Source organism: Bacillus sp. ISL-57, from assembly GCF_018613135.1.
Lineage (GTDB): Bacteria > Bacillota > Bacilli > Bacillales > DSM-1321 > Peribacillus > Peribacillus frigoritolerans.
In genome coordinates this window covers 56,794-82,688 of record NZ_JAGGQV010000012.1, presented here as the reverse complement: position 1 = coordinate 82,688, position 25,895 = coordinate 56,794, and the positions used below count along the sequence as shown (strand labels likewise).

The window sequence follows — 25,895 nt, the reverse complement described above, 5'->3', positions numbered from 1 at the left end:
CTTCACCTCATTAACGATTCTTTACTATTCAATAATTTCTGCTAGCCGTTCCACGATTTCAGTAATCCTTGCTTCTTTAATTCGATAGCTGACAGGGTTTGCCACCAGCCTCGAAGTCACATTGGCGATTTTCGCATATTCCACAAGACCGTTTTCCTTCAATGTCCGCCCAGTTGAAACGATATCGACGATTCGTTCAGCTAAACCTATTAACGGTGCTAACTCTATAGACCCATTCAACTTTATAATCTCGACTTGCTCCCCCTGCTCGCGAAAATAACTGGAAGCAACATTCGGGTATTTACTGGCTATTTTGGGGGCGATGTCACTTATTTTCGTACCAGGCAGTCCAGCTACAGCCAAGTAGCAGGCACTGATTTTCAAATCAAGTAACTCATAGACATCACGTTCTTCCTCTAGCATGACATCCTTCCCTGCAATTCCAATGTCAGCGACGCCGTGTTCCACATAGGTTACTACATCCATCGGTTTAGCTAAAATGAACCGCAGATTCTCTTCTTCCACTTCAAGAATCAATTTCCGGGAATCATCAAACTCGGGAGGGAGACGAAAACCGGCCTTTCTTAATAGCTCTGCCGCTTCTTCAAATATTCTACCTTTCGGCATGGCAATCGTTAAAAAGCTATTATTCATCTTTTCCATTCCCCCCATTCCCCACGAATAAATGAACTTCAGAAAATGTCCGTGTAAAAGCATCGACATTTTGGACGACTGTAATATCTTGAATCGTTACCAATTTCCCTTCGGAGCGTTTTTCCCTTGCAAAACCGATCGCTTCCAACCTTCGTTCGGGACTGAATAAAATACATTCTGGCGCGACAGGCTGAATCGGCTCCCCAAGAGCTTCTGCAAGACGATCCACCCGGATCGCAAAACCTGTGGCCGAAGCATTCCAGCCGAACTTCTCAAGCAGATTATCATACCGGCCGCCATTGCCGATTGGAAAACCGACTTGTCCGGCATACACTTCAAATAAAGTTCCCGTGTAATAACTCATATGACTGACCAATGTTAGGTCGAAGCTCACATATTGTTCAACGTCAAATTCTTTTAGCTGCGCAGACAATTCCTTCAGTTCAGCCAAAGAATCTTGCCCTTTATTATTTTCAACCAACCCTAGCGCCTTTTCCATGGTTCCTTCACTGCCACGTAAGGAGGTAAATTCGATAAGCCGTTGTTTATCAATGGATGAAAGCGGCAGTGATTTAACATGCTCGCGATATCCAACATAATTTTTTTCATACAAAAACTTCCTTAATATAGAGGCCCTTTCCTCCGTACCTAGAATGCTCAAGAAAAACTCTTGCAGAAATCCGATATGTCCAATGGAAATTTTAAATTCCTGAAGCCCTGCAGCCTTTAGAGCATCCGCAAGCAGGGCAATCATTTCAGCATCGGCACTTATTGACTTATTTCCGATACATTCAATGCCAATCTGTTCGAATTCTGCCGGCCTGCCTCCTTCACGCTGCTGTGCCCGGTATACATTCGCGGAATAGGCCAGCCGAAGCGGAATTTGCTGTTTTAACAGTTTGGATGCTGCGACCCGTGCGATGGGCGCTGTCATCTCGGGACGGAGTACGAGCGTATGCCCCTGGGAATCAAGAAGTTTAAACAACTGTTGATCCAATATTGCTGAAGCCTCGCCAATTGTTTCATAATATTCCAGAGCTGGCGTTTCAATAAATTGATAGCCCCACTTCTTGATTTCATCACTCATCTTATTTCTGGCCGACACTTTCGTTTCATACAGCACCGGCAATGTATCTCTCATGCCTAATGGCTTTTCAAACATAAATGGCTTTGTCACGACTGCACATCCTTTTGAAATATTGATTACTATCTATATATCCAATCGGTCCGCCTATAGGCAAAAACCGATGCACCCATTCCCTATTTTGTTTATCCCTTTATCTTTCCAAGGTTTTCACGCTTAAATCCAAATTTCGGATAACATATAAAAATAGTATCAAATAAAATGACATAATCCTATAAATAATCACAATAATCTATTAAATCACTTTAGTTCGCTAATATGGTAGCAGGTTGAAGTTATTAATAGTTTACCCCTGCCCCCAACTCACGTCAAGGAAAATATGCCTAATCCCATTCCTTCCATACCACGTCGGTTTTGGATATTCTTCATGTCGGTTTAAGCCAAAATGGAAGGAGTCGTCCCTTTTCACCGGATAGTTCTTCCTATCTTTAGCCATTCATTGTTATTAATGTGTACCTTTTGGTTTAGATGTTTTATAATATTTAGGAGTTTGGCAATATTAGGTAAATTTAGGGAGGTATGGGAATGAAGTTTTTTGTGGCACTGATCGTTCTTTTTTCACTGGGTTCAAGCGGAACGAAGGTTTTTGCGGCAACTAAGATCAACCAGGATGAGCTTAATGCATACCTTTCTGAAGTTAGAATGACGCAAGAAGAATCGGAAGAGTATCTATCCTATTACACGACTTAACATTGAATGAACTGAAATCGGCAGAAGAGTTGCGTGAAACATTAGGACCTGCCGTCACTCCTGAGACCTTACAGAATCTACTTAAACATATGAATTGACAGAAGCTGAACTTACTGAATTATTGATGGTATACGGCGAACTGGAAGAGGGTGATTCATCATCGATACCTTCCACTTCATTTACGACATTGAGGATATCATCGATTTAGAAATGGATTATGATGAGGAAGAAATCAGCGATTTAATGGATGGTCTCTTTACTGAGATCGGCCTTACAGACGAAGTGCTCGACAGGTTCATGAACCACCTTTTGCCTATCGTCGAAGACCCTTCTTTAGAATCTCGTTTAATGGCGATCTCCGATAGGATGAATCAACTAGAGTATTTTGAAACAATTGATGAATTATCTGCAGAACAAGTGGCAGAATTGTCCTTCCCTGTGAAAAGGATAATTCCGTTTTACCCGGTCACCGAGATACAATTTTCAGAGATCTAGGTGAAGTCGGCAAGGGTGACTTGCTGATTGCCAAAACAGCAGGTACGTTTACATATAAAGTGAGGAAGGTCCGTATCGTCGATGCAGATGACCGTACCGTGATCGTTCCCAAGCCTAAAGCCACACTTACAGTAACAGCCTGCTACCCTTTTTCATATATTGGTAGTGCACAGGAACTGTACGTATTGGTTGCCGATTTATTGAAATCGGAATAGATAAATGAGATGCGGGGCTGAAGCCGTTCAGCTCCCTCTTCATAAATCTTTAATAGATGATAGGAGGACAAGGTCAATATGGAAAAACAGGCACAGGAAAGGTTTTTTCGAATTTTAAAAGAAACGTATGAAGCGACAGTGAACCAGGAACATATATCAATCAACGAAGTGATAGACCACCTAAAGAATGAACTGACTCCGTTATACCCAAAATGCCATTAAAAAGGACCTGCCGCATATAGGGCAAGTCCTTTTTTCATAAGGAAGTTTGCTGCTCTCTCTCAAGCATTTCCTCTTTGGTATATATGATTTTCATTGGATTTCCCCCAACGAAAGCTCCCTCCGGAACATCCTTATGGACAAGCGTCCCCGCAGAGACAATCGCCCCATTACCAATTGAAAGTCCTGGTAGAATGGTCGAATTCGCGCCAATCAATACTTCATCGCCAATGACTACTTCTCCTAAACGATATTCATGAATCAAATATTCATGAGCAAGTATCGTCGTATTATAGCCAATGACAGTATTTATTCCGACCGATATTTTTTCCGGAAACATCACATCCGGCATGACCATCAAGGCAAACGAAGTATGCTTCCCGACCTTCATATGTAAAAAATTCCTGTATAGCCAATTCTTCATGCCCAGAAAAGGCGTGTAACGCGCTAGCTGTATCACCACAAAATTCTTGACGACTTTCCAGAATGGAACCGTCTTATATACATGCCATAGTGAATTGGCCCCTTCAACTGGATAGCGGGACGTGCGTCTCATTTTTTTCTAGCCTCCGTGAGTTTTTCACCCTCAACGATATTCAATAAGTCCGCCATCTGCTCAAGCATATAATCAGGGTGATAGCTTTCCAGGAATTCACGTCCTTTAATGGACCAGGAGACCCCTGCCGTTTTTGTACCTGTATTTTTCCCGCCCATAATATCATGATAACTGTCGCCAATCATGATCGCTTCCTCAGGAACCGAACCGAGTTGATTTAAAGCTTTTACCAAAGGCTCTGGGTCCGGCTTTGCCCTTTCCACCTCATCCAGTGTGACCACCACTTCAAAGAACTGATCCAGTTTGCTTAAACGCAGGCCCTTTTCGACGACATCACGCTTCTTTGTCGTAACGACTGCCAATTTATAACCGCTCTGCTTCAGCGTTTGAACGGTTTCGAACACCCCGTCAAATTGTGTGACAAGCAAATCATGGTTCCTCCAATTATGCTCCCGATAGTATGCGATCATTTCATCCACACGTTTTGGATCAATGGAAGAAAACGTATCGACCAAAGTCGGTCCGATAAATGGAATGATATCTTCCCGATTGTACTTTCCAGGACAAAAGTGGTTTAAAGTTTCTGTAAAAGAGGCGATGATCAATTCATTTGTATTGATCAACGTACCATCAAGATCAAATAATAATGTAGTTATGTTACTGTTCATATACAGCTTCCTTTCTCTGTACCCTAGCAGTCCGGTTCCATATATACGCAACGACCATCGTTAAAACAATGGCAGTGAGCAGCCGAATAAGTAACAGCGGCAAGACCGGAATCCCCAGCGGAATAAAAATCAGTGTGTCTTCTACAACAGCATGGCAGGCAACTAAAAAGATGAATGCAATCGTCATATCCTTCTTCGAAACATTATCCTCTTTAGCCGCTTGAATCATTACGCCTGCGCCATATGCCAAACCGAGAGTCAGGCCCGTAACGAAAGGCATGGAAGCATTCGGCTTCATCCCCAGGACCTTCATGAAGGGAGCAAGGGCTTTCGAGAAGGCTTCCAGCCACTTTAAATCCTTCATGATTTGAACCGCCACCATGAGCGGAATAACGATGACCGCCAGCTGGCCAATTCCTGAAAAGGCCTGGATGACCCCATGCAAAAGGATTGCTCCCGTTCCGTTAATCTCTGCAGCCTCCCCGATAGCCGTTCCTTGGGCCATTTCAGATCCGCCCTGCCAAACAAGATTGATGACGACCGCGGACAAAAGCGCGAGCCCGATCCGTACTGTTAGGATGACCCACAGCTTGACACCGGTTTTCATCGCCACACCTGACTCGATCAATAAATTATGTGAAAAAGATAGCATCATAGCGATGATAAAAACTTCTTTCACAGTCAAATCAAGCGTTAATATGCCAGCAATCGCTGCGTATAAATTCAGGAAATTCCCTAATACAAGCGGAATTGCTGCATCCCCCGGAAGACCGATGAGATTCATCAAAGGCGCTATCAAGTTGATGATGTACGGCAATACAGGCGTATATTGAAGCACAGTGACGATCAGAGTAACCGGAAATATCACTTTCCCCAAAGACCAGGTTGTATTCAAGCCTGAAAGAAGTCCCTTTTTAACCGAATCCACTATCACTATGCCCTCTCCCTTTTCACATATTACCTATGCATCTAAATATCTTTTGTCTGCATGCCCGCGAACCCTTCTATAGACCACTAAAACAATGGCTACAATTATCAACACAATTGAAATCACTTGTGCGATACGCAGTGACTCCGTCAGCATCAAACTGTCCGTCCGTAATCCCTCAATGTAATAACGTCCGATGGAATACCATATTACATAGGTTAAAAACAGTTCCCCCCTGCGCAAGTTCACTTTCCGTAAACTTAAGAGAATAATGACTCCGAGGATATTCCAAATCGATTCATACAAGAAGGTCGGGTGATAATACGTACCGTTTATGTACATTTGATTTATGATGAATTCAGGCAAATGCATATTTTCAAGGAATGACCTTGTTATTTCTCCCCCATGCGCTTCCTGATTCATGAAGTTACCCCAACGGCCAATCGCCTGCCCCAACAATAAGCTCGGTGCAGCAATATCCACCAGCTTCCAAAATGAGACCTTCTTGACCTTTGCAAAAACGATCGCAGTCAGCACCGATCCAATCAACGCACCATGTATGGCAATTCCGCCATTCCATATTTTTATGATATCCCCCGGGTTTTGTGAATAGTACTCCCATTGGAAGATCACATAATAAATACGGGCACTAATGATCGCGATCGGGACAGCAAACAAAATCAAATCAGTAAATATTTCCTTATCAAGACCTCTTCGCTCCGACTCCCTTAATGCGATAATAAGACCCAATAACACACCGAAACCGATGATTAGCCCATACCAATGTACCTGAATGGGACCTAGATCAATCGCGATCGGATTCAGCGGCTGTATTCCTTGTTCCATTTCGTTCCCTCTTTTCCTATAACCTTTTAAAATTCATCATGTTCCGGATCTGCAATGGCATGGTTCAAGCGATCTGAAAACTGTTCTGCAGCATTTACCCCCATTCGTTTCAGGCGGTAATTCATGGCTGCCACTTCAATGATAACAGCTAAGTTTCGCCCTGGACGGACAGGTACGGTAATTTTCGTCACTTCCGTATCGATGATTTTCATTTTCTCTTCATCAAGGCCAACCCGGTCATACTGCTTATTTTTCTCCCATAGTTCCAGATTGATGACGATTGAGATCTTTTTATTGCTGCGGACTGCACCAGCTCCAAAAAGTGTCATTACATTTATGATTCCCAATCCCCTTATTTCAAGAAGATGTTCGATTAAATCCGGGGCATTCCCGACTAGCGTATCTTGATCTTCCTGCCTGATTTCGACGCAGTCATCGGCTACGAGACGATGACCCCGTTTCACTAATTCCAGGGCTGTCTCACTTTTACCGACTCCGCTTTTACCGGTGATCAACACACCCAACCCATATATATCCACCAATACCCCATGAACGGCAGTGGTTGGCGCCAACCTGCTTTCAAGGAAATTGGTCAGACGGCTGTATAACCTTGTCGTCTTCATGTTGGATTTCATCACAGGAACGGATTCCCGCTCAGAAGCTTCGATCAATTCTATCGGCACTTCCTGACCACGCGTAATGATGATGCCTGGAGTAAAGTCCCGGCACAACTCTTCCATCCTCTGTATTCGATCCGGTTCATTCAACCGATTAAAAAAGGACATCTCCGTCATACCTAAAAGCTGTACTCGATCTGCGGGATAATAATCAAAAAAACCGGCTATTTCAAGTCCGGGACGAGATAAATCACTCGTGACGATCGGTCGGTTAATTCCTTCTTCCCCACTGATAAGTTCTAGACCGAACGCTTCTACTATATCCTTTGTACGGACTTTTGCCATATATCTTTCCTCCTTTTGGAGCGATGCTATTTTTTGAGATACTTTTTCTATTTTAGCATTTTTCTGTTAATAACCAAACAATGCATTATCGATTTATCGTTTTTTTATTCACTCCACCCGGATGGGCCACATGAACAGGAAAGAGATGAGGATGAGGATGAACATACATGAATCCTTACATCAAAATAAAAGAAAGCCCGCCATTTTTATTGGCCGGCTCAATTTAAGAGACAAAAGGGTTAGGAAAACGTATATTTCATCAAATGATGTTCGCGAGCCAACTCCCAAGCAACCCTTAGGTATGGTATCAATACAAATTGGATGTTGATTTCCGCTCCAGGCACTCAACCTTGTATTTAAACTCGGAAAAAGCCAAAAAAAAATGCAGGCAAACTCGTTTTCCATTGAGTTTGCCTGCAGTTTACGCCGCCTGTGAACTTTCCCTTTCAGGAAACCGTTATCGCTGCAGTCTTCGTTTCTGCAAAAACATGAAGTACAGGAACCTCTTCTTTGACCGTCTTGAACTTAAGGACCTTCTGAACCACATCACTTTTCTCTTCGATGATGGTCATCCCTTCCAAAGTTACATTAAAGCTTCCTAAATTGGATTTCAACTCTCCTTCGATCGCCTTGCCTGGAGGCAGGGTCAGCTGGACTTTTCCAGTGACTGACTTAGCATGGATCGAATCGCAATCCATCCCCGAATTCGTACAGATGACTTCACCATTGAACGTTTGAACATCCAATTTTTTGAAGTACCCATCGGCATTAATCGCTCCATTTAGGGTCTCGGCTTCCAAGTCATTAAAATTGGTATCTGAAATGGTAATCATCCCGTTACCAGTTTCAAGCTCACAGAAATCACCCGTACCTTGCATGATATGAATGGCACCATTCGCCGTTTTCGCTTTAAAGTTCTCAGATTTCAATGATTCAGCCGTGATTGCGCCATTGAACATCCTTACATGAATGTCCTCATATTCCTTTCTTGGAATGTACATGGTCGTATCAACCTTTATGGATTTTTCACGAACCTTGAACTTCAATTTACCATTTTCAATCGTGAAATCGACTTCTTCCAAAAAGTTTTTCCTGGCTTCTTCTATATCTTCCACACGGTATACCCTAGCTTGGCATTCCACCCGGACATCATCATGGTCCCATGCGGCGATTTTTATTTTCCCATTCGCAATATCTACATCAACTACATTCAGGAAATCTTGATCATGCTGGAAAATATGACTGACCTCCACAGATTTCCCGAAATTGAAATCAAGATCCGTTTCTTTGATTTTCTTAAAAGCACTTTCAACGAAATCCATAATCTTTTCTTTCGATGACTGGATATTCTTCTTAAACGTATCCTGATTGCTTCCTTCACTTTTCTTATCCACGACTACCGTCGATAATTCATTTTGCAATTTCTGCTCTTTAGCTTCACTTTCCTGACTGGCTTTATCTAATTCTTCCAATAGGCCCATGGCTTCTTCCGCCGATAACTTTCCATCCTGAATCATTTCTAAAATTTTCTTTCTTTCCTCCTGCATGAACATTCCTCGCTTTCTTCTATCATTTTATTCATACATACGCCTAGATATCTAAAAAGTTTCATAAATACCAGTTTTCCCATCATTCGACAAACGATAATGACAATTTACGAAAAGGAAGATGTCTGATTTCCCCGGAAATATCTTGTTTTCCCATTCTTTAATCAAATGATTGATTAAATGCACACCGTCATTTTTCTACAAAAAAACAAGCCTGATGGCTTGTTCTTTTAAGCATGTTCATGCTCTGTTTCTTTTTCTTCAATCCAATTTTCCATACGAATTTGATCACGGGTGAGTACAGGTTTTAAGTATTTTCCCGTATACGATTCGGAAACTTCACATATTTTTTCAGGTGTTCCATAAGTGACGATCGTACCGCCCTTATCTCCGCCTTCCGGTCCCAGGTCAATAATATGGTCCGCCGTCTTGATGACATCCAGATTATGTTCGATCACCAATACTGTATCCCCATTGTCAACCAGCCGCTGAAGCACCTGGAGCAGCCTTGCTATATCGTGGACATGAAGTCCGGTAGTCGGTTCATCCAAGATATAAAATGAGCGCCCAGTGGAACGGCGATGCAATTCAGAAGCGAGTTTCACCCTTTGCGCTTCACCGCCTGATAAAGTGGTGGCAGGCTGCCCAAGCTTGATGTAACCCAAACCAACGTCATAAATCGTTTGTAGCTTCCGTTTGATTTTCGGGATATTTTCAAAGAAACTAACGCCTTCCTCGACTGTCATATCGAGGATGTCTGATATGTTTTTCCCTTTATATTTGACTTCAAGTGTTTCCCGGTTATAACGCTTACCATGACAGATTTCACACGGGACATATACATCTGGGAGAAAGTGCATTTCAATCTTGATAATGCCATCACCACGGCATGCTTCACAGCGGCCGCCCTTCACATTGAAACTGAACCTGCCTTTTTTATAACCGCGTATCTTCGCTTCATTAGTCGAGGCAAATACGTCACGAACATCATCGAATACACCCGTATAGGTAGCTGGATTCGATCGTGGGGTCCTGCCGATTGGTGATTGGTCAATATCAATGACTTTATCTAAATGCTCAACTCCCTTAATCTCGCGGAAATCGCCTGGTCTGGCTTTTGCCCGATTCAGCTTTTGAGCCAAAGATTTATGGAGGATTTCATTCACTAATGTACTTTTCCCTGATCCAGAAACTCCTGTAACGGCTGTGAAGACCCCAAGTGGGAATTTGACATTAACGTTTTTCAGATTATTTTCCTTGGCACCTTTTATCTCAATGACACGGCCATCGTTTTTCCGGCGTTCCAATGGCAATGGAATGAATTTCTTCCCAGCCAAATATTGACCCGTTAAGGATTTGGGATCATTCATGACCTCTTCCGGAGTACCAGCGGCCACTATTTCTCCTCCATGCGCTCCAGCTCCTGGACCAACATCGATCAAATAATCCGCAGCAATCATCGTATCTTCATCATGCTCGACAACAATCAGGGTGTTCCCGATTTCGCGCATATTCTTCAATGTTTCGATCAATCGATCGTTATCCCTCTGATGCAGCCCTATTGAAGGTTCATCCAAAATATAGAGGACTCCCGTTAAACGGGAACCGATCTGCGTCGCCAATCTTATACGCTGCGCTTCACCGCCGGATAATGTTCCCGCTGCCCTGCTCAACGTCAAATATTCCAAACCTACATTAGCCAGGAAACCGAGCCGCTCACGAATTTCACGTAAAATCAATCTCGCAATTGCCGCTTCCTTTTCAGTCAAATCAAGCTCATCGAAAAATACTAACGCATCTTCCACTGATAAAGCTGTCGTTTCACTTATATGGACCCCTTGAATGAGCACGGAAAGACTCTCTTTCTTCAAACGGTGACCCTTACAGGTTGGACAGTGATGTTCTGACATGTATTTCTGCATTTGCTCACGAATATAGTCTGAACTCGTCTCCTTGAAGCGTCTTTCGATGTTTCTTAAAACTCCTTCAAAAGGAATATATCCTTCTTGCACTCTTCCAAAATCATTTTTATAACGGAAATATATCTTATCTTTACCTGAACCAAGCAAGACCTTATCCATCTTCTCTTCCGGTAAATCTTTAACGGGCACATCCATATCTATTCCATAATGGTTGGCCACCGCTTCAAGGAGCTGAGGATAATATTGAGAACTCGTCGGCTCCCATGGCGCAACCGCATGTTGCCGGAGGCTTAATTCGTTATTCGGGACGACGAGATCACGGTCCACCTCAAGCCTCGCCCCCAAGCCATCACAATCCGGGCAGGCCCCGAACGGGCTATTGAAGGAAAACATCCTCGGCTCTAACTCTTCAATCGAAAATCCGCAGTATGGACAAGCATGATGTTCACTGAACAGCAGCTCTTCCTCACCCATTACGTCAATGATGACTTTGCCTTCGCCAAGCTGCAAAGCACTTTCCAATGAATCTGCCAGCCTGGCCATGATCCCCTCTTTAATGACGATCCGGTCAATGATGACTTCAATCGAATGTTTCTTATTTTTTTCGAGAGTGATTTCCTCACTGAGATCATGCATTTCCCCGTCCACACGAATGCGGACATAACCTTGTTTCTTAACATCCTCCAAGACTTTCGCATGTGTCCCTTTTCTTCCTGAGACGAGCGGTGCCAATACTTGAAGCTTGGTTCTCTCAGGGTAATCAAGAATGCGGTCCACCATTTGTTCGATCGTTTGTGAGGTGATTTCAATATTATGGATCGGGCAGGTCGGCCTGCCGACCCGTGCAAATAACAGCCTTAAATAATCATAGATCTCCGTAACAGTCCCTACGGTTGAACGAGGATTCCGACTGGTCGTTTTCTGGTCTATGGAAATGGCTGGTGACAAACCTTCGATCGCATCGACATCCGGTTTATCCACTTGGCCTAAGAATTGACGAGCATAAGCGGACAGTGATTCTACATAACGTCTTTGCCCTTCTGCATAAATCGTATCAAAAGCCAAGGAAGACTTTCCTGATCCGGATAATCCGGTCAGCACAACAAGTTTGTCCCTCGGTATCGTGATATCAATATTCTTTAAATTGTTGGCCCTGGCGCCTTTTATCACAATCTTATCCATTGCCATGTTTCGTCACCCTTCCGCTTTTAACTCTAGTAATAAATCACGCAGCTCGGCAGCTCGCTCGAAGTCCAGTGCCTTTGCCGCTTCCTTCATTTCCTTTTCCATGCTTGCCATCACTTTTAAACGCTCTTTTTTAGGGAGCTTAGCAAGGCTTGGTGCAAGATCTTCCTTATACTCCTCGCCCTCTTCGGCTACATGCGTCGCCCTTATGGAGTCACGTATATCCTTTTGAATGGTTTGAGGCATTATTCCATGCTCTTCATTATACTTCTCCTGGATTTCACGGCGCCGCCTCGTTTCATTGATGGCAAGTTCCATCGAATTCGTGATGCGGTCTGCATACATGATGACATGGCCATTGGCATTACGGGCTGCACGGCCCATCGTTTGAATAAGCGAACGTTCCGAGCGTAGGAACCCTTCCTTATCGGCATCCAGAATGGTCACTAACGACACTTCCGGAATATCCAGGCCTTCCCTTAAAAGATTGATTCCAACGAGTACATCATATTTGCCCATTCGGAGTTCACGGATGATTTCTATCCTTTCCAAGGTCTTCACTTCCGAATGAAGATATTGGACCTTGATGCCGATTTCCTTTAAATAATCAGTTAAATCTTCAGACATCTTTTTCGTCAAGGTCGTTATGAGCACACGCTCGTTCTTTTTGACCCGCTCCTGTATTTCACCGATCAGGTCATCTATCTGCCCTTCAATCGGCCTCACTTCTACCGTCGGATCCAGCAATCCGGTAGGACGGATGATTTGCTGAACCATTTCTGGCGTATGTTCGAGTTCATATGGACCCGGAGTTGCCGAAACGAATATGGATTGATGGACCTTTTTTTCAAATTCTTCAAATCTTAGCGGGCGGTTATCTTTTGCAGACGGCAGACGGAAGCCATGGTCGACGAGCACTTGCTTCCGCGCCTGATCTCCATTGAACATTCCGCGGATTTGCGAAAGGGTTACATGTGATTCATCCACGACCAATAGGAAGTCCTCCGGAAAGTAGTCCATTAAAGTGTATGGTGTCGCACCTGAAGGGCGAAGGGTCAAATGGCGGGAATAGTTTTCGATCCCAGAACAAAAGCCCATTTCCCGCATCATTTCCAAATCATAGCGGGTCCGCTGCTCCAAGCGCTGTGCTTCAAGGAGCTTTTCATCTTCCCTTAATTCCTTCAATCTCTCTTCCAGTTCCGTTTCGATATTTTGAATGGCTATCCGCATTTTCTCTTCGCGGGTTACGAAGTGGGAAGCCGGGAAAATGGCGATATGTTCACGTTCACCGGTAATTTCACCGGTCAGGGCATCGACTTCACGGATACGGTCAATCTCATCCCCGAAAAACTCGACCCGTACACAATGCTCATCACGGGAGGCCGGGAAAATTTCGACGACGTCGCCGCGAACGCGGAAGGTCCCCCGTTGGAAAGCAATATCATTCCTCTCATATTGAATATCCACGAGCCTGTGCAGCAAGGCATTCCGGTCTATTTCCATGCCTGTTCGGAGGGAAACGACCATCTCCCGGTACTCTTCAGGAGAACCGAGTCCATATATGCACGAAACACTGGCAATGATGATGACATCTTTCCTTTCGAACAAAGATGATGTTGCCGAGTGGCGCAATTTATCGATTTCGTCATTGATGCTTGCATCTTTTTCGATGAATGTATCCGTGGATGGAACGTAAGCCTCTGGCTGGTAGTAATCATAATAGCTAACGAAGTATTCGACGGCATTATTAGGGAAGAACTCTTTGAACTCACTGTAAAGCTGCCCTGCCAACGTTTTATTGTGGGCAATGACAAGAGTCGGTTTATTGATCTTTTGGATCACATTGGAAACGGTGAACGTTTTCCCTGTACCCGTTGCCCCCAATAGCGTCTGCATTTCCTTGCCTTCCTTAATCCCTTCGACCAGCATTTCAATTGCTGCCGGCTGATCTCCTTGAGGAGAGTATTTTGAGACTAACTCAAACTTATCCTTCACCAAGCATGGCCTCCTATTGAAATATTTTTATATGAAAACGGGACATGCCTATATCCCTTCTATTTATTCCGGTTTAATAAAGCATATATACACATTCTACCACAATAGCCTTAAAACAAACCAGCAATAAGCGAACATCCATTCGATTTTTGTTTTAATGAACTTCATGATGTGTTAAGGGGAATGACATGTTTGAGTACAAAAAAAGCACCTTTGATGTCAGGCGCTCTTGGATGTACGTTTCATCATTCTTTTTGATAACCAAAATCCCACTGTCAGGGATAAGGCATCTACGATGATCAATAAGTTTGTATGCGTATAACCTTTATATGCGGAAGCTGTAATCAAGGCAACAGTTAAAACAAGGCCTACGACATTGTTATAGGTGACTCTTGAAAATAGCATGACAAGTAGACAAGGAAGGAAAAGGGCAGAAAGAATTTTAATCATTTTTTCATCTCCTTTATAAGAGAAAAATAGAGTAGTTTCAGTTTAAATGATTATGAAGTTTTTTGCCAATCAATTTCCTGCTTGATTTTCAAGGCATCCTTAGAAGAGCATCCACACATCCATTAATTATGCCCATAAAAAAAAGAGGCAAACCCCTTTATAAGGAAGTTTGCTTCTTTTCAGTTCAATCAATATGGATCCGCTTCATGTCCTTTTCTAACGGCGTCCTCAGGGTTATCCGTCCCGCCCAGTGGTTTTGAAGATTCCGTATGTTCAGAGGCTGCGGCCAGTCCCTCTTTCAACCTGCGGCCATACTCTTCATCGGCCTCTTCGGCAAGTGCTATCATTTTTTCCTGAATGCGCTTGTCGGCAGGAGCCAATGCCGCCACTAAATTGGAAATTAAATCGTCTTTTTCCCAATCCTCGAATTCCCGGAACGTTTCCCCGGCCTGTTTCGTATTGTTTTGTCGATCGATTGTCTCACGGACAAGTTTCCCTTCCACCATAGGTGTATATTCTTTGCCCGTTTGATTGGCTTCCTTCAAGCCGCCGACAGTGGATGGTTCGTAGTTGATGTGGGGGCTTTGGCTGCCTCTGCCAACTTCATATTGCATCTGTCCGCCAGTCTGATTCGTGGCAGTTCGTTTCTTAGGAGCATTGATCGGCAGTTGCAAATAATTCGCGCCAACACGGTGACGCTGGGTATCGGAATAAGAGAATGTACGTCCCTGTAACATCTTGTCATCAGAAAAATCCAGTCCATCCACTAGGACACCGGTACCGAATGCAGCCTGTTCGACTTCAGTGAAATAGTCTTCAGGGTTTTTATTCAATACCATCGTACCGACATGCAGCCACGGGAACTCATCTTTCGGCCAGATCTTCGTATCATCCAGCGGATCGAAATCCAACTCAGGATGATCATCATCACTCATGATCTGTACGTTGAGATCCCACTCCGGATAGTCCCCGCGTTCAATCGCTTCATATAGATCCTGTGTTGCATGATTGAAATTCGTAGCTTGAATTTCATTGGCCTCTTGCTGCGTCAGGTTCTTGATCCCTTGTTTCGGTTCCCAATGATACTTGACGAGCACCGCTTTCCCTTCCTCATTCACCCATTTATAAGTATTGACCCCTGATCCTTGCATCATGCGGTAGTTAGCAGGGATGCCCCATGGGGAAAACACAAAGGTAACCATATGGAATGTTTCAGGCGAACTCGAGCAAAAATCGAATATCCTCCTGCCGTCCTGAATATTCGTGACCGGATCCGGTTTGAAGGCATGAATCAAATCCGGGAATTTCATGGCATCACGGATAAAGAAAATTTTCAGGTTATTGCCTACAAGATCCCAGTTTCCATCTTCCGTATAAAATTTAACGGCAAATCCCCTTGGGTCACGTAACGTTTCCGGGGACGTCCCTCCATGTATAACAGATGAAAACCTCACGAATACCGGGGTTTTTTTACCTTCTTCCTGAAAAACCTTCGCTCTCGTATATTTTGAAATCGGCTCGTCCCCCGCTTTACCGGTCGGAACGAAATAACCATGCGCACCTGCTCCGCGGGCATGCACAACCCGTTCAGGGATACGCTCCCTATCGAAATGGCTGATCTTTTCCAGGAAATCATAGTTCTCAAGTGTACTAGGACCTCTATTCCCTACCGTTCTTAGACTCTGGTTATTCGTTACCGGGTGCCCCTGCCTGTTCGTTAATGTTTCATTCGTTTCATCATTTGCTTTTTTGGATTTATCAGACAAAAAATATCCCTCCTTTGTTAATAAAAGCCACAATACTACTATACTTTCCCCATTTCCTATATTTAACTCTTCAATCTTCATAATTTAATTGAAATGAGGTAAATAAGTACTTTTCCCCTATATATCGATGAGCCTATTTTCATGCCATTAACGACTTGAAGCATTTAGTAGTTGGAGTAAGCATACCCATTTCTGTATAAGTCAACATCACACCACTATAATGAAATGAGGATAAAAAATTTAAAAAGCGGGGTGCTTTCATTGGGCGAATCAATAATAGGAAGACTTGGCAGGATGATGACCGGTAAAACCAGTCGTTGGGTTGTCATTGCCGCATGGATAATTGCCGCAATCGCATTAACCTTCACATTGCCTGCCGTTAATGATCGAACAGCAAATAATGCCTCAGACTTGCCAGAAGATTCACCTTCTGTCATGGCTGATGAACTTATTAAAGAAGAGTTTCCTAATTCCTCTGGAATACCTGCCCTGCTTACATGGCATCGGGAAGGTGGACTGACGGAGGCCGACTTGGCTGAAATTCAGTACCTTTCCAAGGAACTGGCGGATAATCCAGTGACACAGCAATCTTTCTTACCGCCGCTTCATGAAATTCCGTTGGTTGCTCTTAAAGGATCGGTTTCAGAAGATGGAACGACTTTCGTACAGCCGCTTTTCTTTAAAGAAAAAACCGAGACTGAAATCCTCGAAAAAAATCTTGAAAGCATTAATGAAGCAGTAACGGAACGCATTGGAACGGACCCATTCAAGGTCCCGACCGATTCAGATGAATTATCGCTTAGAGTGACAGGCCCTGTAGGGATATCAGTCGATGCAACGGGTTTATTTTCAGGTGCTGATTTCAAATTGCTTTTAGCGACAGTAATACTTGTACTTGTCGTATTATTACTCATTTACCGGTCCCCCCTTTTAGCCATAATTCCTTTAATCGGAGTAGGCTTCGCCTATATTGTCACAAGCCCGATCCTTGGCTTCATGGCAGATCATGGTTGGATTACAGTCGATTCACAGGCCATTTCAATCATGACCGTTTTATTATTCGGTGCCGGAACGGACTATTGTCTATTTTTAATTTCTCACTACAGAAGTGAATTAAGGAATCATGAAAGCAAACGGAAAGCCATGATCGCCGCATTTAAAGATTCATCAGGCGCCATTGCGATGAGCGGACTAACGATCGTCATCTCCCTGTTAACATTGCTTGTAGCCAAATACGGAGCCTACCACCGTTTCGCTGTACCATTCAGCTTGTCGATTTTAATCATGATGCTGGCAGCTTTAACACTTGTACCTGCATTGCTTTCTGTTTTCGGAAGGGCTTCCTTCTTCCCAATCGTCCCGCGTACACCTGAAATGGAAGAAGCACGGGCCAAGAAAAAGGGGAAATCTGTCAAAAAGCACAAAGAAGGCCGCATTGGTAACTGGATTGGTCATATCGTCACAACCAAGCCATGGACCGTCATTCTTACATGCCTGATCATCTTCAGTGTTTTAGCTGGATATTCTTCACAAATAAAATATTCATATGATATTCTCTCTTCCTTCCCTGAAGATATGAACTCCCGTGAAGGTTATTCTGTCATTTCCGACTCGTACTCACCGGGCGAACTGGCACCGGCGACAGTGGTTATCGATACGGATGGTGAAGATATTGATTTAGCACCGGCATTAAAAGGAATGGATATTGTTGAAACTGTTGCCGATCCAATTTCAAGTAAATCGAATAAAGATCTGCAATCCTATGAGGTCACATTCAACATCAATCCATATGATATCGAGGCCATAGATACCATTCCGGAAATCCGCACAATGGCGGAGCAAGAATTGAAGGACGCCAATATATCTTCCGTTGATGAAAAGGTTTGGGTTGGCGGGCAGACTGCGACTCAATTCGATAAAAGGGATACCGTCAAATCCGATGAATTCATGATCATCCCGATCATCATCGTCCTGATTTCCTTGCTCCTTTTAGCCTACTTACGATCCGTGACAGCCATGGTGTATTTAATGGGGACAGTCATTCTCTCATTCTTTGCAGCTATGGGGTTAGGTTGGATCATCCTGCATTATTTCATGGGTGTCGATGCGATAGAGGGGACAATTCCACTTTATTCTTTCGTATTCTTGGTCGCACTTGGAGAAGATTATAACATTTTCATGGTTTCAAGCATTTGGCGTAAGAAAGAAACGATGCCAATCAAGCAGGCCATCAGAAAAGGTGTTGCCGAAACTAGCGGTGTCATCACCTCCGCCGGAATAATCTTGGCAGCCACTTTTTCCGTTCTAGCCACACTTCCGATTCAAGTATTGGTCCAATTCGGGCTCATCACCGCCCTTGGTGTGTTAATGGACACATTCATTGTGCGCCCGTTCCTTGTTCCTGCAATCACCTCCCTCCTAGGCCGCCGTGCCTTTTGGCCAGGTAAAGTGACCAATCAAGAAGAGAAAGAACAGGCCAATTAATAAAGATATCCGCTTACTTTTCTTCATAAAAAGACCCTGTGCCCCATAAATGCACAGGCTTTAAGTTTGTAGTCAAAAGGGTTTTACCTAAAATTTCAAAACAAAGTTGATTGGAACGGAAGGTGCGAGACTCCTGCGGGAAAAGCGCGTCGAGGGGAGACCCCGCAGGCGCAAGGCGCCGAGGAGGCTCCCGGACCGCCCGCGGAAAGCGAGTGCCTGGAGTGGAAATCGACGTTCGAGGTTTTATAAACCTTCATAAAAACTGAGACAAACTTGATTTTCATCGAGTTTGTCTACAGTCTGAAAACCCTGTGCCCCATAAATGCACAGGGTTTTTCATGTTTTCAAAATTAAGGAAAACTTTCAGTTGACACTATTGCTTTCACCTCTTATAATTACATTAAGTTAAGATATCTCAAATTAAAGATATATAAATTCAAGATTAATAATCAGGAGGAATAAACATGACAAAAACAAAATGGATAGTCGACCCGACTCACAGCGCTATAGAATTTTCCGTAAAACATATGATGATAGCTAAAGTAAAAGGAAGTTTTAATAAGTTCGAGGCAAGCATTCTAGCAAACCCATCGGATCTAACGACTGCAGAGATCGATTTTACCGTTGATGTGGCCAGTATCGACACACGCAATGCAGACAGGGACAATCACTTGCGTTCCGCTGACTTCTTTGATGTAGAAAAAAACCCTACATTAACATTCAAATCAACGAAAATCGTGAAAACGGATGAAGATGAATACGATGTAACTGGAAATGTGACTCTTAACGGAGTCACACAAGAAGAAACTTTCAGCATCACCTTTGAAGGCCAAGGGAAAGATCCATGGGGAAATGAAAAAGCAGGCTTCAGCGGAAAAGGGAAAGTCAAACGCAGTGATTATGGTCTAACCTATAACGCGGCATTAGAAACAGGCGGCGTACTGATCGGCGATCAAATCACGCTTACCATCGAAATCGAAGCAGCTAAAGAAGCTTAAAGAAAAAAAGAAGCAGCCATCCCTAGGATGACTGCTTCTTTTTTGCATGTACCGGAATTACGAATTCCTCGTTTTATATAGTAAATAAATGAAGTATGGTGCCCCGATGCTCGCTGTGAAGACACCAGCCGGTATTTCCAAAGGGGAAAATAAGGTCCGTCCAATCAAATCCGCCACTATAACCAAGATGCCGCCAAGCAATGCCGAAGTCGGCAGTAACACTCCAAAACTAGAACCAACAAGCCTTCTGGCCATGTGCGGTGCCATTAATCCTACAAACCCTATTCCCCCAGCAAAAGCTGTGGAACCGCCAATCAAGGCCGTACTGATCATCAATAATGTAAACCGCTGTTTTTGGATATGTCCCCCAAGCCCCGTTGCCAGGTCATCTCCTAGCTCCTGTAAATTAATATTCCTGGCATACAGGAAGGCAATTAACAGGAATAGAATCGTCCATGGTGCCAGTACAGCGATATTATTCCAAGTGGAGGTCGACACTGATCCGGTGATCCAAAGGTTTGCCTGGCTCGCTTGATAGACGGGGCCAAGAATCATCATCATCGTAGTGAGCGCCTTCATTAAAGCCATCACCCCAATCCCGATCAACACAAGCCTGATCGGGGGAACCCCATTTTTCCAGGCTAATGAATAAACGAGTAAGGCCACGACTGTCGCCCCAATGAATGCAGCTAAAGGCAGCCAATTGATGCTCACCGTTAATGAATGGTTCTTATCGCTAAAAATGGCCAAGAATCCAACGACCGCTACAGTCGCTCCTCCCGTAATCCCCAAGATATCAGGCGAAGCAAGTGGGTTTCGAATCATTCCTTGAAGGATACCCCCAGCTACAGCAAGACCCATCCCTACTAACAGGGCAACAATTATTCTAGGCAGGCGGAACGATTGGATGATAAGCCGATCGCTCTCCGTCCCCCCTCCGATAAAGACCTGGAGGACACTTAGCGGATTTATATTCATTTCACCCACTCCAGTACTGATCACAAACACTAATGAAGTGACTAAAAATAATATGAAAATCACGATCATGGCTTTCTTATCCATCAAAAATGATATTTTTTCATTAAACAAACGAAAGCTCTTATATGACTTCATCTACCGCTGAACCCCTTTCTAGCTATATAAATAAAGAATGGGGTTCCGATTATGGCTGTCATGACTCCAACCGGAACTTCTCGAGGCATCAGGATATACCTGGATATGACATCGGCTGCAATCAAAAGCACCGCCCCGAAAAGTCCAGAGAAGGGAATCAGCCAGCGATGATCGATGCCAACTATTGAACGGGTAAGATGCGGAACGACGATTCCTATAAAGCCAATCGGACCCGCAACCGCCACTGATCCGCCAGAGAGCAGGATGATTGCCAGCCCCAGGACCAGTTTAAGGAATACTATATTCAGTCCAAGACCTTTTGCAACATCTTCACCCATGGATAACACATTCATTTTACCGGACATGATCAAGGCAAGGCCCCAGCCTACGACAAGATAAGGCAGGACGGCAACTAAATTGTCCAGGCTTCTACCGGAAACGGATCCGGCAAGCCAGAATAGGACTTGCTCTAAAAGAGCCTCATTAGAAACAAGAAGACCTTGTGTAAGCGAAGCTACCATCGCCGTCATGGCTGCACCTGCCAATGTCAGCTTCATCGGTGTCAAACCGCCGCGTCCCATGCTTCCAATCATAAATATGCTTATCGCAGCTATGGCGGCCCCTAGGAATGACAGCCATGTGAATACTTGAAGATTGCTTATCCCAAAAACGGTGACACCAGTGACTACCGCCAACCCCGCCCCGGCGTTGACCCCGAATATATCTGGGGAGGCAAGGGGGTTTTTAGTTAGCGTTTGCATCAAAACCCCCGAGATGGCCAAACTTGCACCGATTGCCGAAGCGATCAGGGCACGCGGAAGTCTGACTGATTGAATGACAATGTGCTCATTCGTTCCATTGAAATCGGTAAAAGCATCGATGGCCATTTTCCATGTTGTATCTGTATAACCGTATACAATGCTTGAGCACAGTAAAAATAGCAGCAAAAGAATGGTAATGAACAGCCCCATCCATTTCTGCCATGAATTTTTTAATAACATATCCAGTTACCTTTCCAATCACGTTTGTATATCGTATTTAATTTAATTGTACTGGCGTTAACAGGATTATGTCAACGAATTTGAGAATCATTTTCAATTATATATTGACAGAAAAGTATATTCATTTTATGATGATGCTGTTAAGTGCGAATGATTATCATTTGCTGACAAATTGGGAGGGATACATAGATGTTTAGATTTAAGTCTTTATTAACGATTTTTACAATATTTGCAGTCTTCCTTTTAGCAGCTTGCGGGAATTCGGATGAAAAGGCCGATGGAAATAAAGCTGAAGGCAAGAAAGAGGAGAAAAGCTACAAAATCGAGCATGCCATGGGCACTGCCGAGTTGAAAGAAACACCTAAAAGGGTTGTCGTTTTAACAAATGAAGGTACTGAAGCATTGATCGCTTTAGGAATTAAACCTGTTGGTGCCGTTCAGTCATGGCTTGGTGACCCTTGGTACGACCATATTAAAGATGATATGGATGGGGTTGAAGTTGTTGGTGTAGAACATGAAGTTAACTTAGAGAAAATCGCATCACTGAAGCCTGACTTGATTATCGGAAGCAAGATACGCCAAGAAGCTATTTATGATAAATTAAATGCAATCGCCCCTACGGTTTTCTCGGAAACGCTAAGAGGAGATTGGAAAGAAAACTTTAAACTATATGCAAAAGCCTTGAACCTTGAAGAAAAAGGTAACGATGTAATTGCGGAATTCGATAAAAAAACTGAAGATCTTAAAGCTAAATTGGGTGATAAAGTCAATCAAGAAGTTTCCATTGTCCGTTTCATGGCTGGAACTACTCGTATTTATTACACAGATTCATTCTCTGGAGTGATTTTCGATCAATTAGGATTTAAACGTGCAGAACAACAGAAGGAACTTTTCACTGCAGATAATAAATTAGGAAACCTTGCCATTGAGGTTGGAAAAGAAGTCATCCCTAAAATGGATGGAGATATTCTCTTCTACTTCACTTACGCTCCTGAAGGCGACAAACAAGCCCTAAGCACAGCAAATGAATGGACGAATGATCCACTTTGGAAAAACCTTGATGCAGTCAAAAACGGAAATGCCCATGAGGTTAGCGACGCAACATGGAATACAGCTGGCGGAGTAATTGCAGCTAATAAAATGCTAGAAGATATAGAAAAAATCATGCTGGAAAAGTAATAACACGTTTCTATTGAAAAAGGCCTTTCTCGATATAATTCGAGAAAGGCCTTTTATTTTATATCATTAACCCACTTGTCCGCTTTCCTTTAATTGATCGTCTACGAACAAGAGGCCCAGTTCGTAATGCTCCCCGTCGAATAGAGCTCTTTGCACAAAACGAATCTGTTCATTATTATCGATGACCTCGAGCTTGCAATGTGCCCGGTTTATTTGTAGTGCCCTGTATAGCTCTTCTTCTTCCCTGACGACGACGCCATTTATTTTCGAAATGACCTCGCCTTTTTGCAACCCCATCTTATCTGCCGGAGATTGAGGGATAACGCCTAAGATTTGGACACCCAGCTTACTTTTCGAAAAATAAAAAGGAAGCTTTTGATCCATTGCCTTTTGGGTATGATGCAGGAATTCACGGCCAAGGATTGCCAAAACGACCGTTATGATTGCCAATGGAGGGTACCAGTAACCAGCTGCCGCCAATGCCGTAATCACAATTCCCAATGCACCTACCTTTTTGCCTTGCGCCTTAATGGCCAGTTCCGGGAGCGTCCCATGAACTTTTTGCTTAAAGCCGATTAAAATGGGCAGTACGATCGGCGACAGGGACATGTCCCCGATTGTAAAAACCGGATACCATTCGAAAGGCGCTTGAAGTTGTCCTCCAGGAATCATAACGAACATGGGAATTAGCCAGACTCGCTGTGAAACATACACACCTATCGGCTGCCCCCTCTTGGATACCTCCAAGTGAGGAGAGACCTTTTTACTTCCATTAGCAACAATCAAAAACCCTTCAGCAATCAGTAATAACCCCATTAAAATAACAAGTGTCGGATAAACGGACCGATCCAGTTGATTAAGGGCATCCTGTAATAACGTCAGCTCGATATCTCTATCATATAAAAAGAACAGGATAAAGAATGTGAGTCCCATTGTATAAACGGGAGAAACAAACCTCTTTTTCATGGATAGCATCGCCAATACCGTAACCACTGCCATGATCGACATTGCCGCCAAAGGAATGGCGAGTCCGGTGGCCAGCGTGAGGAAGGAAAGGATCAATCCCCCTATCATTCCTTGAGGCAGCATGGAACGAAGCTCCATGGAAAAACTGTAGATCTTCGTATTAAAATCATTTCGTTCCCGTTTAACGCGAAGATAGCCGATGAATAAGCAATAGGCAATCGAAACATAAAGCAAAGGGTGAAGGAAAAGTTTTCCCAGTCCCATTAAGCATGCAATCAGCCAATCCGTTGTCAATTTCTTTCCACCATCCTCAAAAGTAATCAAAATTTTGTCAAATTTCGTTCTGGTCAGTTACCTCCTATTCTATCAAAAATGTAGCCTCCATGCCTATTAAGATGCAGAAAAAGTAGGTTTATCTCAAGTTAGCAGGCAAGGAACAATTAAATGCAAAAGAGGCACCGCTCCAAGGGGAACGATGCCATCGAGTTACTTCACTAAATAATTCAAAGCCGTTCGTAACTGGATATCATTATCTTCATCCTGGATCTTTTCCAGAATGGCTGATTCCAGATGCGCTGCGGTTTTAGCATCCAGCTTACCGGTCACTTCCAGGCCGAATTGTTTTTGGAATGCCTTTACTGCGATTTCTGTACTCCAATCATAATATCCATCCTCACGACCCGGTTCAAATCCGAGTCCTTTCAGAATGCTTTGGGCATACTGGATTTGTTCATCATTCATATCCCGCTCCAACACCTTCTCAATCGCCAACTGATGGGCATCAAAATACTCCGGTTGTTTGACTTTGATCGTCGGTTCGATCCCTTTTTTGTGGATCCAGTTCCCTGATGGAGTCAGCCACTTATATAACGTAAGTTTAATCTTACTGCCATCACCCATTGGTACAGCTTGCTGTACTGTGCCTTTCCCGAAAGTCTTCTCGCCAACCAATGGATAGCCTCCCGCCTCTTGCATGGCGCCAGCCAGGATTTCCGAGGCCGAGGCGCTGCCTTTATCCGTCAAGACGGCAATGGGATAACTTTTCGCTTTCTTAAGGCTTGTGAAAAACGATTGTTTTTCCCCCGTTCTTTCTGCAATTTGCAAATAGGGCTTGTCTTTGGTGATGAACTCGCCAAGAATCGTTTCCACACTGGAAAGAAGGCCGCCTGGATTGCCTCGTACATCTATGACCAAGCCCTTGATTCCCTTCTTTTCCAGCTTCTTCATCTGCTTTTTGAAATCACTTGCAGTATTTTCCGAGAATGTGGTCAACTCGATATAACCGATTTGTTCTCCGCCGACTTCCTTAATTGATGAAAATACGGTATCCAATGGAATTTCGGCACGCACCATATTGAATTCAAGTGGATTATCAATCCCTGCCCGCTTTATTTCCATTTTGACGGGTGACCCTTTTTCGCCGCGGATTTTCAGGCGTGTTTCATACAGATCCAACCCTTCTACACTTTCACCATTCACCTTGAGGATTTGATCTTTCGGCTTTAATCCAGCTTTTTCAGCAGGCGAGTCTTTGTAAGGAGAAACAATTATGACCTTACCATCTTCCATTCCGATTTCAGTCCCGATCCCTTCAAAAGAAGAGTCCAGGGTTTCATTGAATTGCTTAGCGGTCTCCTTGTCCATATATACCGAATAAGGATCTTTCAGCGCTGACAGCATGCCTTGGATGGCACCCTCCACCAGGTTGGAGCCGTCCACCTGTTCTACATACTGACTTACGATCAAGCCGTATGCTTGTTCCACTTTTGCCCATTCCTTATCCTTCAATATTTCTTGGCTTTCATCCTTTGCTTCATTCTTGGCCGGAAGGCTTGTCCAATATATGCCCCCCACTGCTCCAATGGCAAGTGACATGATGATTACTAGAGGAAGTACCCATTTTTTGACCATA

22 protein-coding genes and 1 pseudogene are annotated in these 25,895 nt (G+C 43.7%); 7 read left to right on the top strand and 16 right to left on the bottom strand.

Annotated features, from left to right (window positions below; translation table 11 throughout):
* Positions 1–24: 24 nt before the first annotated feature.
* A complete protein-coding gene (gene hisG / locus J7I90_RS17000) occupies positions 25–654 on the bottom strand; it encodes an ATP phosphoribosyltransferase (protein ID WP_063577570.1) in 630 nt (209 codons plus the stop codon).
* The gene (locus J7I90_RS16995) at positions 647–1,831 is read right to left on the bottom strand and encodes an ATP phosphoribosyltransferase regulatory subunit (RefSeq protein ID WP_214773005.1); all 1,185 of its coding nucleotides are present in this window, start codon (positions 1,829–1,831) and stop codon (positions 647–649) included. Before J7I90_RS16995 ends, hisG begins: the two co-directional genes overlap by 8 nt.
* A gap of 492 nt (positions 1,832–2,323) precedes the next feature.
* On the opposite strand from J7I90_RS16995, the gene J7I90_RS16990 reads away from it, so the two are divergent.
* From J7I90_RS16990 to J7I90_RS16975, 4 genes and pseudogenes are all read left to right on the top strand, one after another.
* Positions 2,324–2,488, top strand: a complete 165-nt coding sequence (locus J7I90_RS16990) for a hypothetical protein (protein WP_214773004.1) — start codon at positions 2,324–2,326, stop codon at positions 2,486–2,488.
* Between the two features lie 210 nt (positions 2,489–2,698).
* Positions 2,699–2,983: a processed acidic surface protein gene (locus J7I90_RS16985; protein WP_251025344.1), complete on the top strand. Its 285-nt coding sequence runs from the start codon at positions 2,699–2,701 to the stop codon at positions 2,981–2,983.
* Positions 2,917–3,198 (top strand): annotated as a pseudogene (locus J7I90_RS16980) (sortase); the annotation flags it as partial. The gene J7I90_RS16985 and the pseudogene J7I90_RS16980, both read left to right, overlap by 67 nt.
* Before the next feature lie 78 nt (positions 3,199–3,276).
* Positions 3,277–3,420: a YwzD family small protein gene (locus tag J7I90_RS16975; RefSeq protein ID WP_214773003.1), complete on the top strand. Its 144-nt coding sequence runs from the start codon at positions 3,277–3,279 to the stop codon at positions 3,418–3,420.
* 34 nt (positions 3,421–3,454) lie between these two features.
* Here the strand turns inward: J7I90_RS16975 and J7I90_RS16970 are convergent, their stop codons facing one another.
* The 10 genes from J7I90_RS16970 to J7I90_RS16925 all read right to left on the bottom strand — a co-directional run bounded on the left by J7I90_RS16970 (position 3,455) and on the right by J7I90_RS16925 (position 16,242).
* On the bottom strand, positions 3,455–3,973 hold the full coding sequence (locus tag J7I90_RS16970) for an acyltransferase (RefSeq protein WP_214773002.1): 519 nt from the start codon (positions 3,971–3,973) through the stop codon (positions 3,455–3,457).
* Positions 3,970–4,641: a pyrophosphatase PpaX gene (gene ppaX / locus J7I90_RS16965; RefSeq protein ID WP_214773001.1), complete on the bottom strand. Its 672-nt coding sequence runs from the start codon at positions 4,639–4,641 to the stop codon at positions 3,970–3,972. Before ppaX ends, J7I90_RS16970 begins: the two co-directional genes overlap by 4 nt.
* On the bottom strand, positions 4,631–5,575 hold the full coding sequence (locus tag J7I90_RS16960; protein WP_214773000.1) for a nucleoside recognition domain-containing protein: 945 nt from the start codon (positions 5,573–5,575) through the stop codon (positions 4,631–4,633). The genes ppaX and J7I90_RS16960 overlap by 11 nt, the downstream gene beginning before the upstream one ends.
* Positions 5,576–5,602: 27 nt before the next feature.
* Positions 5,603–6,415: a prolipoprotein diacylglyceryl transferase gene (lgt, locus tag J7I90_RS16955; protein WP_214772999.1), complete on the bottom strand. Its 813-nt coding sequence runs from the start codon at positions 6,413–6,415 to the stop codon at positions 5,603–5,605.
* A gap of 26 nt (positions 6,416–6,441) precedes the next feature.
* Positions 6,442–7,377: an HPr(Ser) kinase/phosphatase gene (gene hprK / locus J7I90_RS16950; RefSeq protein ID WP_214772998.1), complete on the bottom strand. Its 936-nt coding sequence runs from the start codon at positions 7,375–7,377 to the stop codon at positions 6,442–6,444.
* Positions 7,378–7,823: 446 nt separating this feature from the next.
* Positions 7,824–8,924, bottom strand: a complete 1,101-nt coding sequence (locus J7I90_RS16945; protein ID WP_214772997.1) for a DUF4097 family beta strand repeat-containing protein — start codon at positions 8,922–8,924, stop codon at positions 7,824–7,826.
* A 230-nt stretch (positions 8,925–9,154) separates the two neighbouring features.
* Positions 9,155–12,034: an excinuclease ABC subunit UvrA gene (gene uvrA, locus J7I90_RS16940; protein WP_214772996.1), complete on the bottom strand. Its 2,880-nt coding sequence runs from the start codon at positions 12,032–12,034 to the stop codon at positions 9,155–9,157.
* Positions 12,035–12,040: 6 nt separating this feature from the next.
* Positions 12,041–14,026: an excinuclease ABC subunit UvrB gene (uvrB, locus tag J7I90_RS16935; RefSeq protein WP_048684098.1), complete on the bottom strand. Its 1,986-nt coding sequence runs from the start codon at positions 14,024–14,026 to the stop codon at positions 12,041–12,043.
* A gap of 219 nt (positions 14,027–14,245) precedes the next feature.
* A complete protein-coding gene (locus J7I90_RS16930; RefSeq protein ID WP_034309928.1) occupies positions 14,246–14,476 on the bottom strand; it encodes a CsbA family protein in 231 nt (76 codons plus the stop codon).
* Between the two features lie 188 nt (positions 14,477–14,664).
* On the bottom strand, positions 14,665–16,242 hold the full coding sequence (locus J7I90_RS16925; RefSeq protein WP_251025343.1) for a catalase: 1,578 nt from the start codon (positions 16,240–16,242) through the stop codon (positions 14,665–14,667).
* Between the two features lie 225 nt (positions 16,243–16,467).
* Here J7I90_RS16925 and J7I90_RS16920 point away from each other — a divergent pair, with 225 nt between their 5' ends.
* Entirely contained in the window at positions 16,468–18,726 is a 2,259-nt protein-coding gene (locus J7I90_RS16920; protein ID WP_214772994.1) for an MMPL family transporter, read from the top strand.
* 464 nt (positions 18,727–19,190) lie between these two features.
* On the top strand, positions 19,191–19,724 hold the full coding sequence (locus J7I90_RS16915; protein ID WP_214772993.1) for a YceI family protein: 534 nt from the start codon (positions 19,191–19,193) through the stop codon (positions 19,722–19,724).
* Between the two features lie 57 nt (positions 19,725–19,781).
* Here the strand turns inward: J7I90_RS16915 and J7I90_RS16910 are convergent, their stop codons facing one another.
* On the bottom strand, positions 19,782–20,837 hold the full coding sequence (locus J7I90_RS16910; protein WP_214772992.1) for a FecCD family ABC transporter permease: 1,056 nt from the start codon (positions 20,835–20,837) through the stop codon (positions 19,782–19,784).
* Positions 20,834–21,838 carry a FecCD family ABC transporter permease gene (locus J7I90_RS16905; RefSeq protein WP_214772991.1) on the bottom strand — a complete coding sequence of 335 codons (1,005 nt, stop codon included), beginning with the start codon at positions 21,836–21,838 and terminating at the stop codon, positions 20,834–20,836. The genes J7I90_RS16910 and J7I90_RS16905 overlap by 4 nt, the downstream gene beginning before the upstream one ends.
* A gap of 189 nt (positions 21,839–22,027) precedes the next feature.
* Between J7I90_RS16905 and J7I90_RS16900 the strand changes: the two genes are divergently transcribed.
* Positions 22,028–23,017 (top strand): ABC transporter substrate-binding protein, encoded by a 990-nt coding sequence (locus J7I90_RS16900; protein ID WP_214772990.1) that lies wholly within the window; start codon positions 22,028–22,030, stop codon positions 23,015–23,017.
* A gap of 66 nt (positions 23,018–23,083) precedes the next feature.
* Here J7I90_RS16900 and J7I90_RS16895 read toward each other — a convergent pair whose 3' ends face one another.
* Together J7I90_RS16895 and J7I90_RS16890 are read right to left on the bottom strand one after the other, a co-directional pair.
* Positions 23,084–24,277, bottom strand: a complete 1,194-nt coding sequence (locus tag J7I90_RS16895; protein ID WP_214772989.1) for a PDZ domain-containing protein — start codon at positions 24,275–24,277, stop codon at positions 23,084–23,086.
* A gap of 192 nt (positions 24,278–24,469) precedes the next feature.
* Positions 24,470–25,894, bottom strand: a complete 1,425-nt coding sequence (locus J7I90_RS16890; protein WP_214772988.1) for a S41 family peptidase — start codon at positions 25,892–25,894, stop codon at positions 24,470–24,472.
* Between the last annotated feature and the right edge of the window lies 1 nt (position 25,895).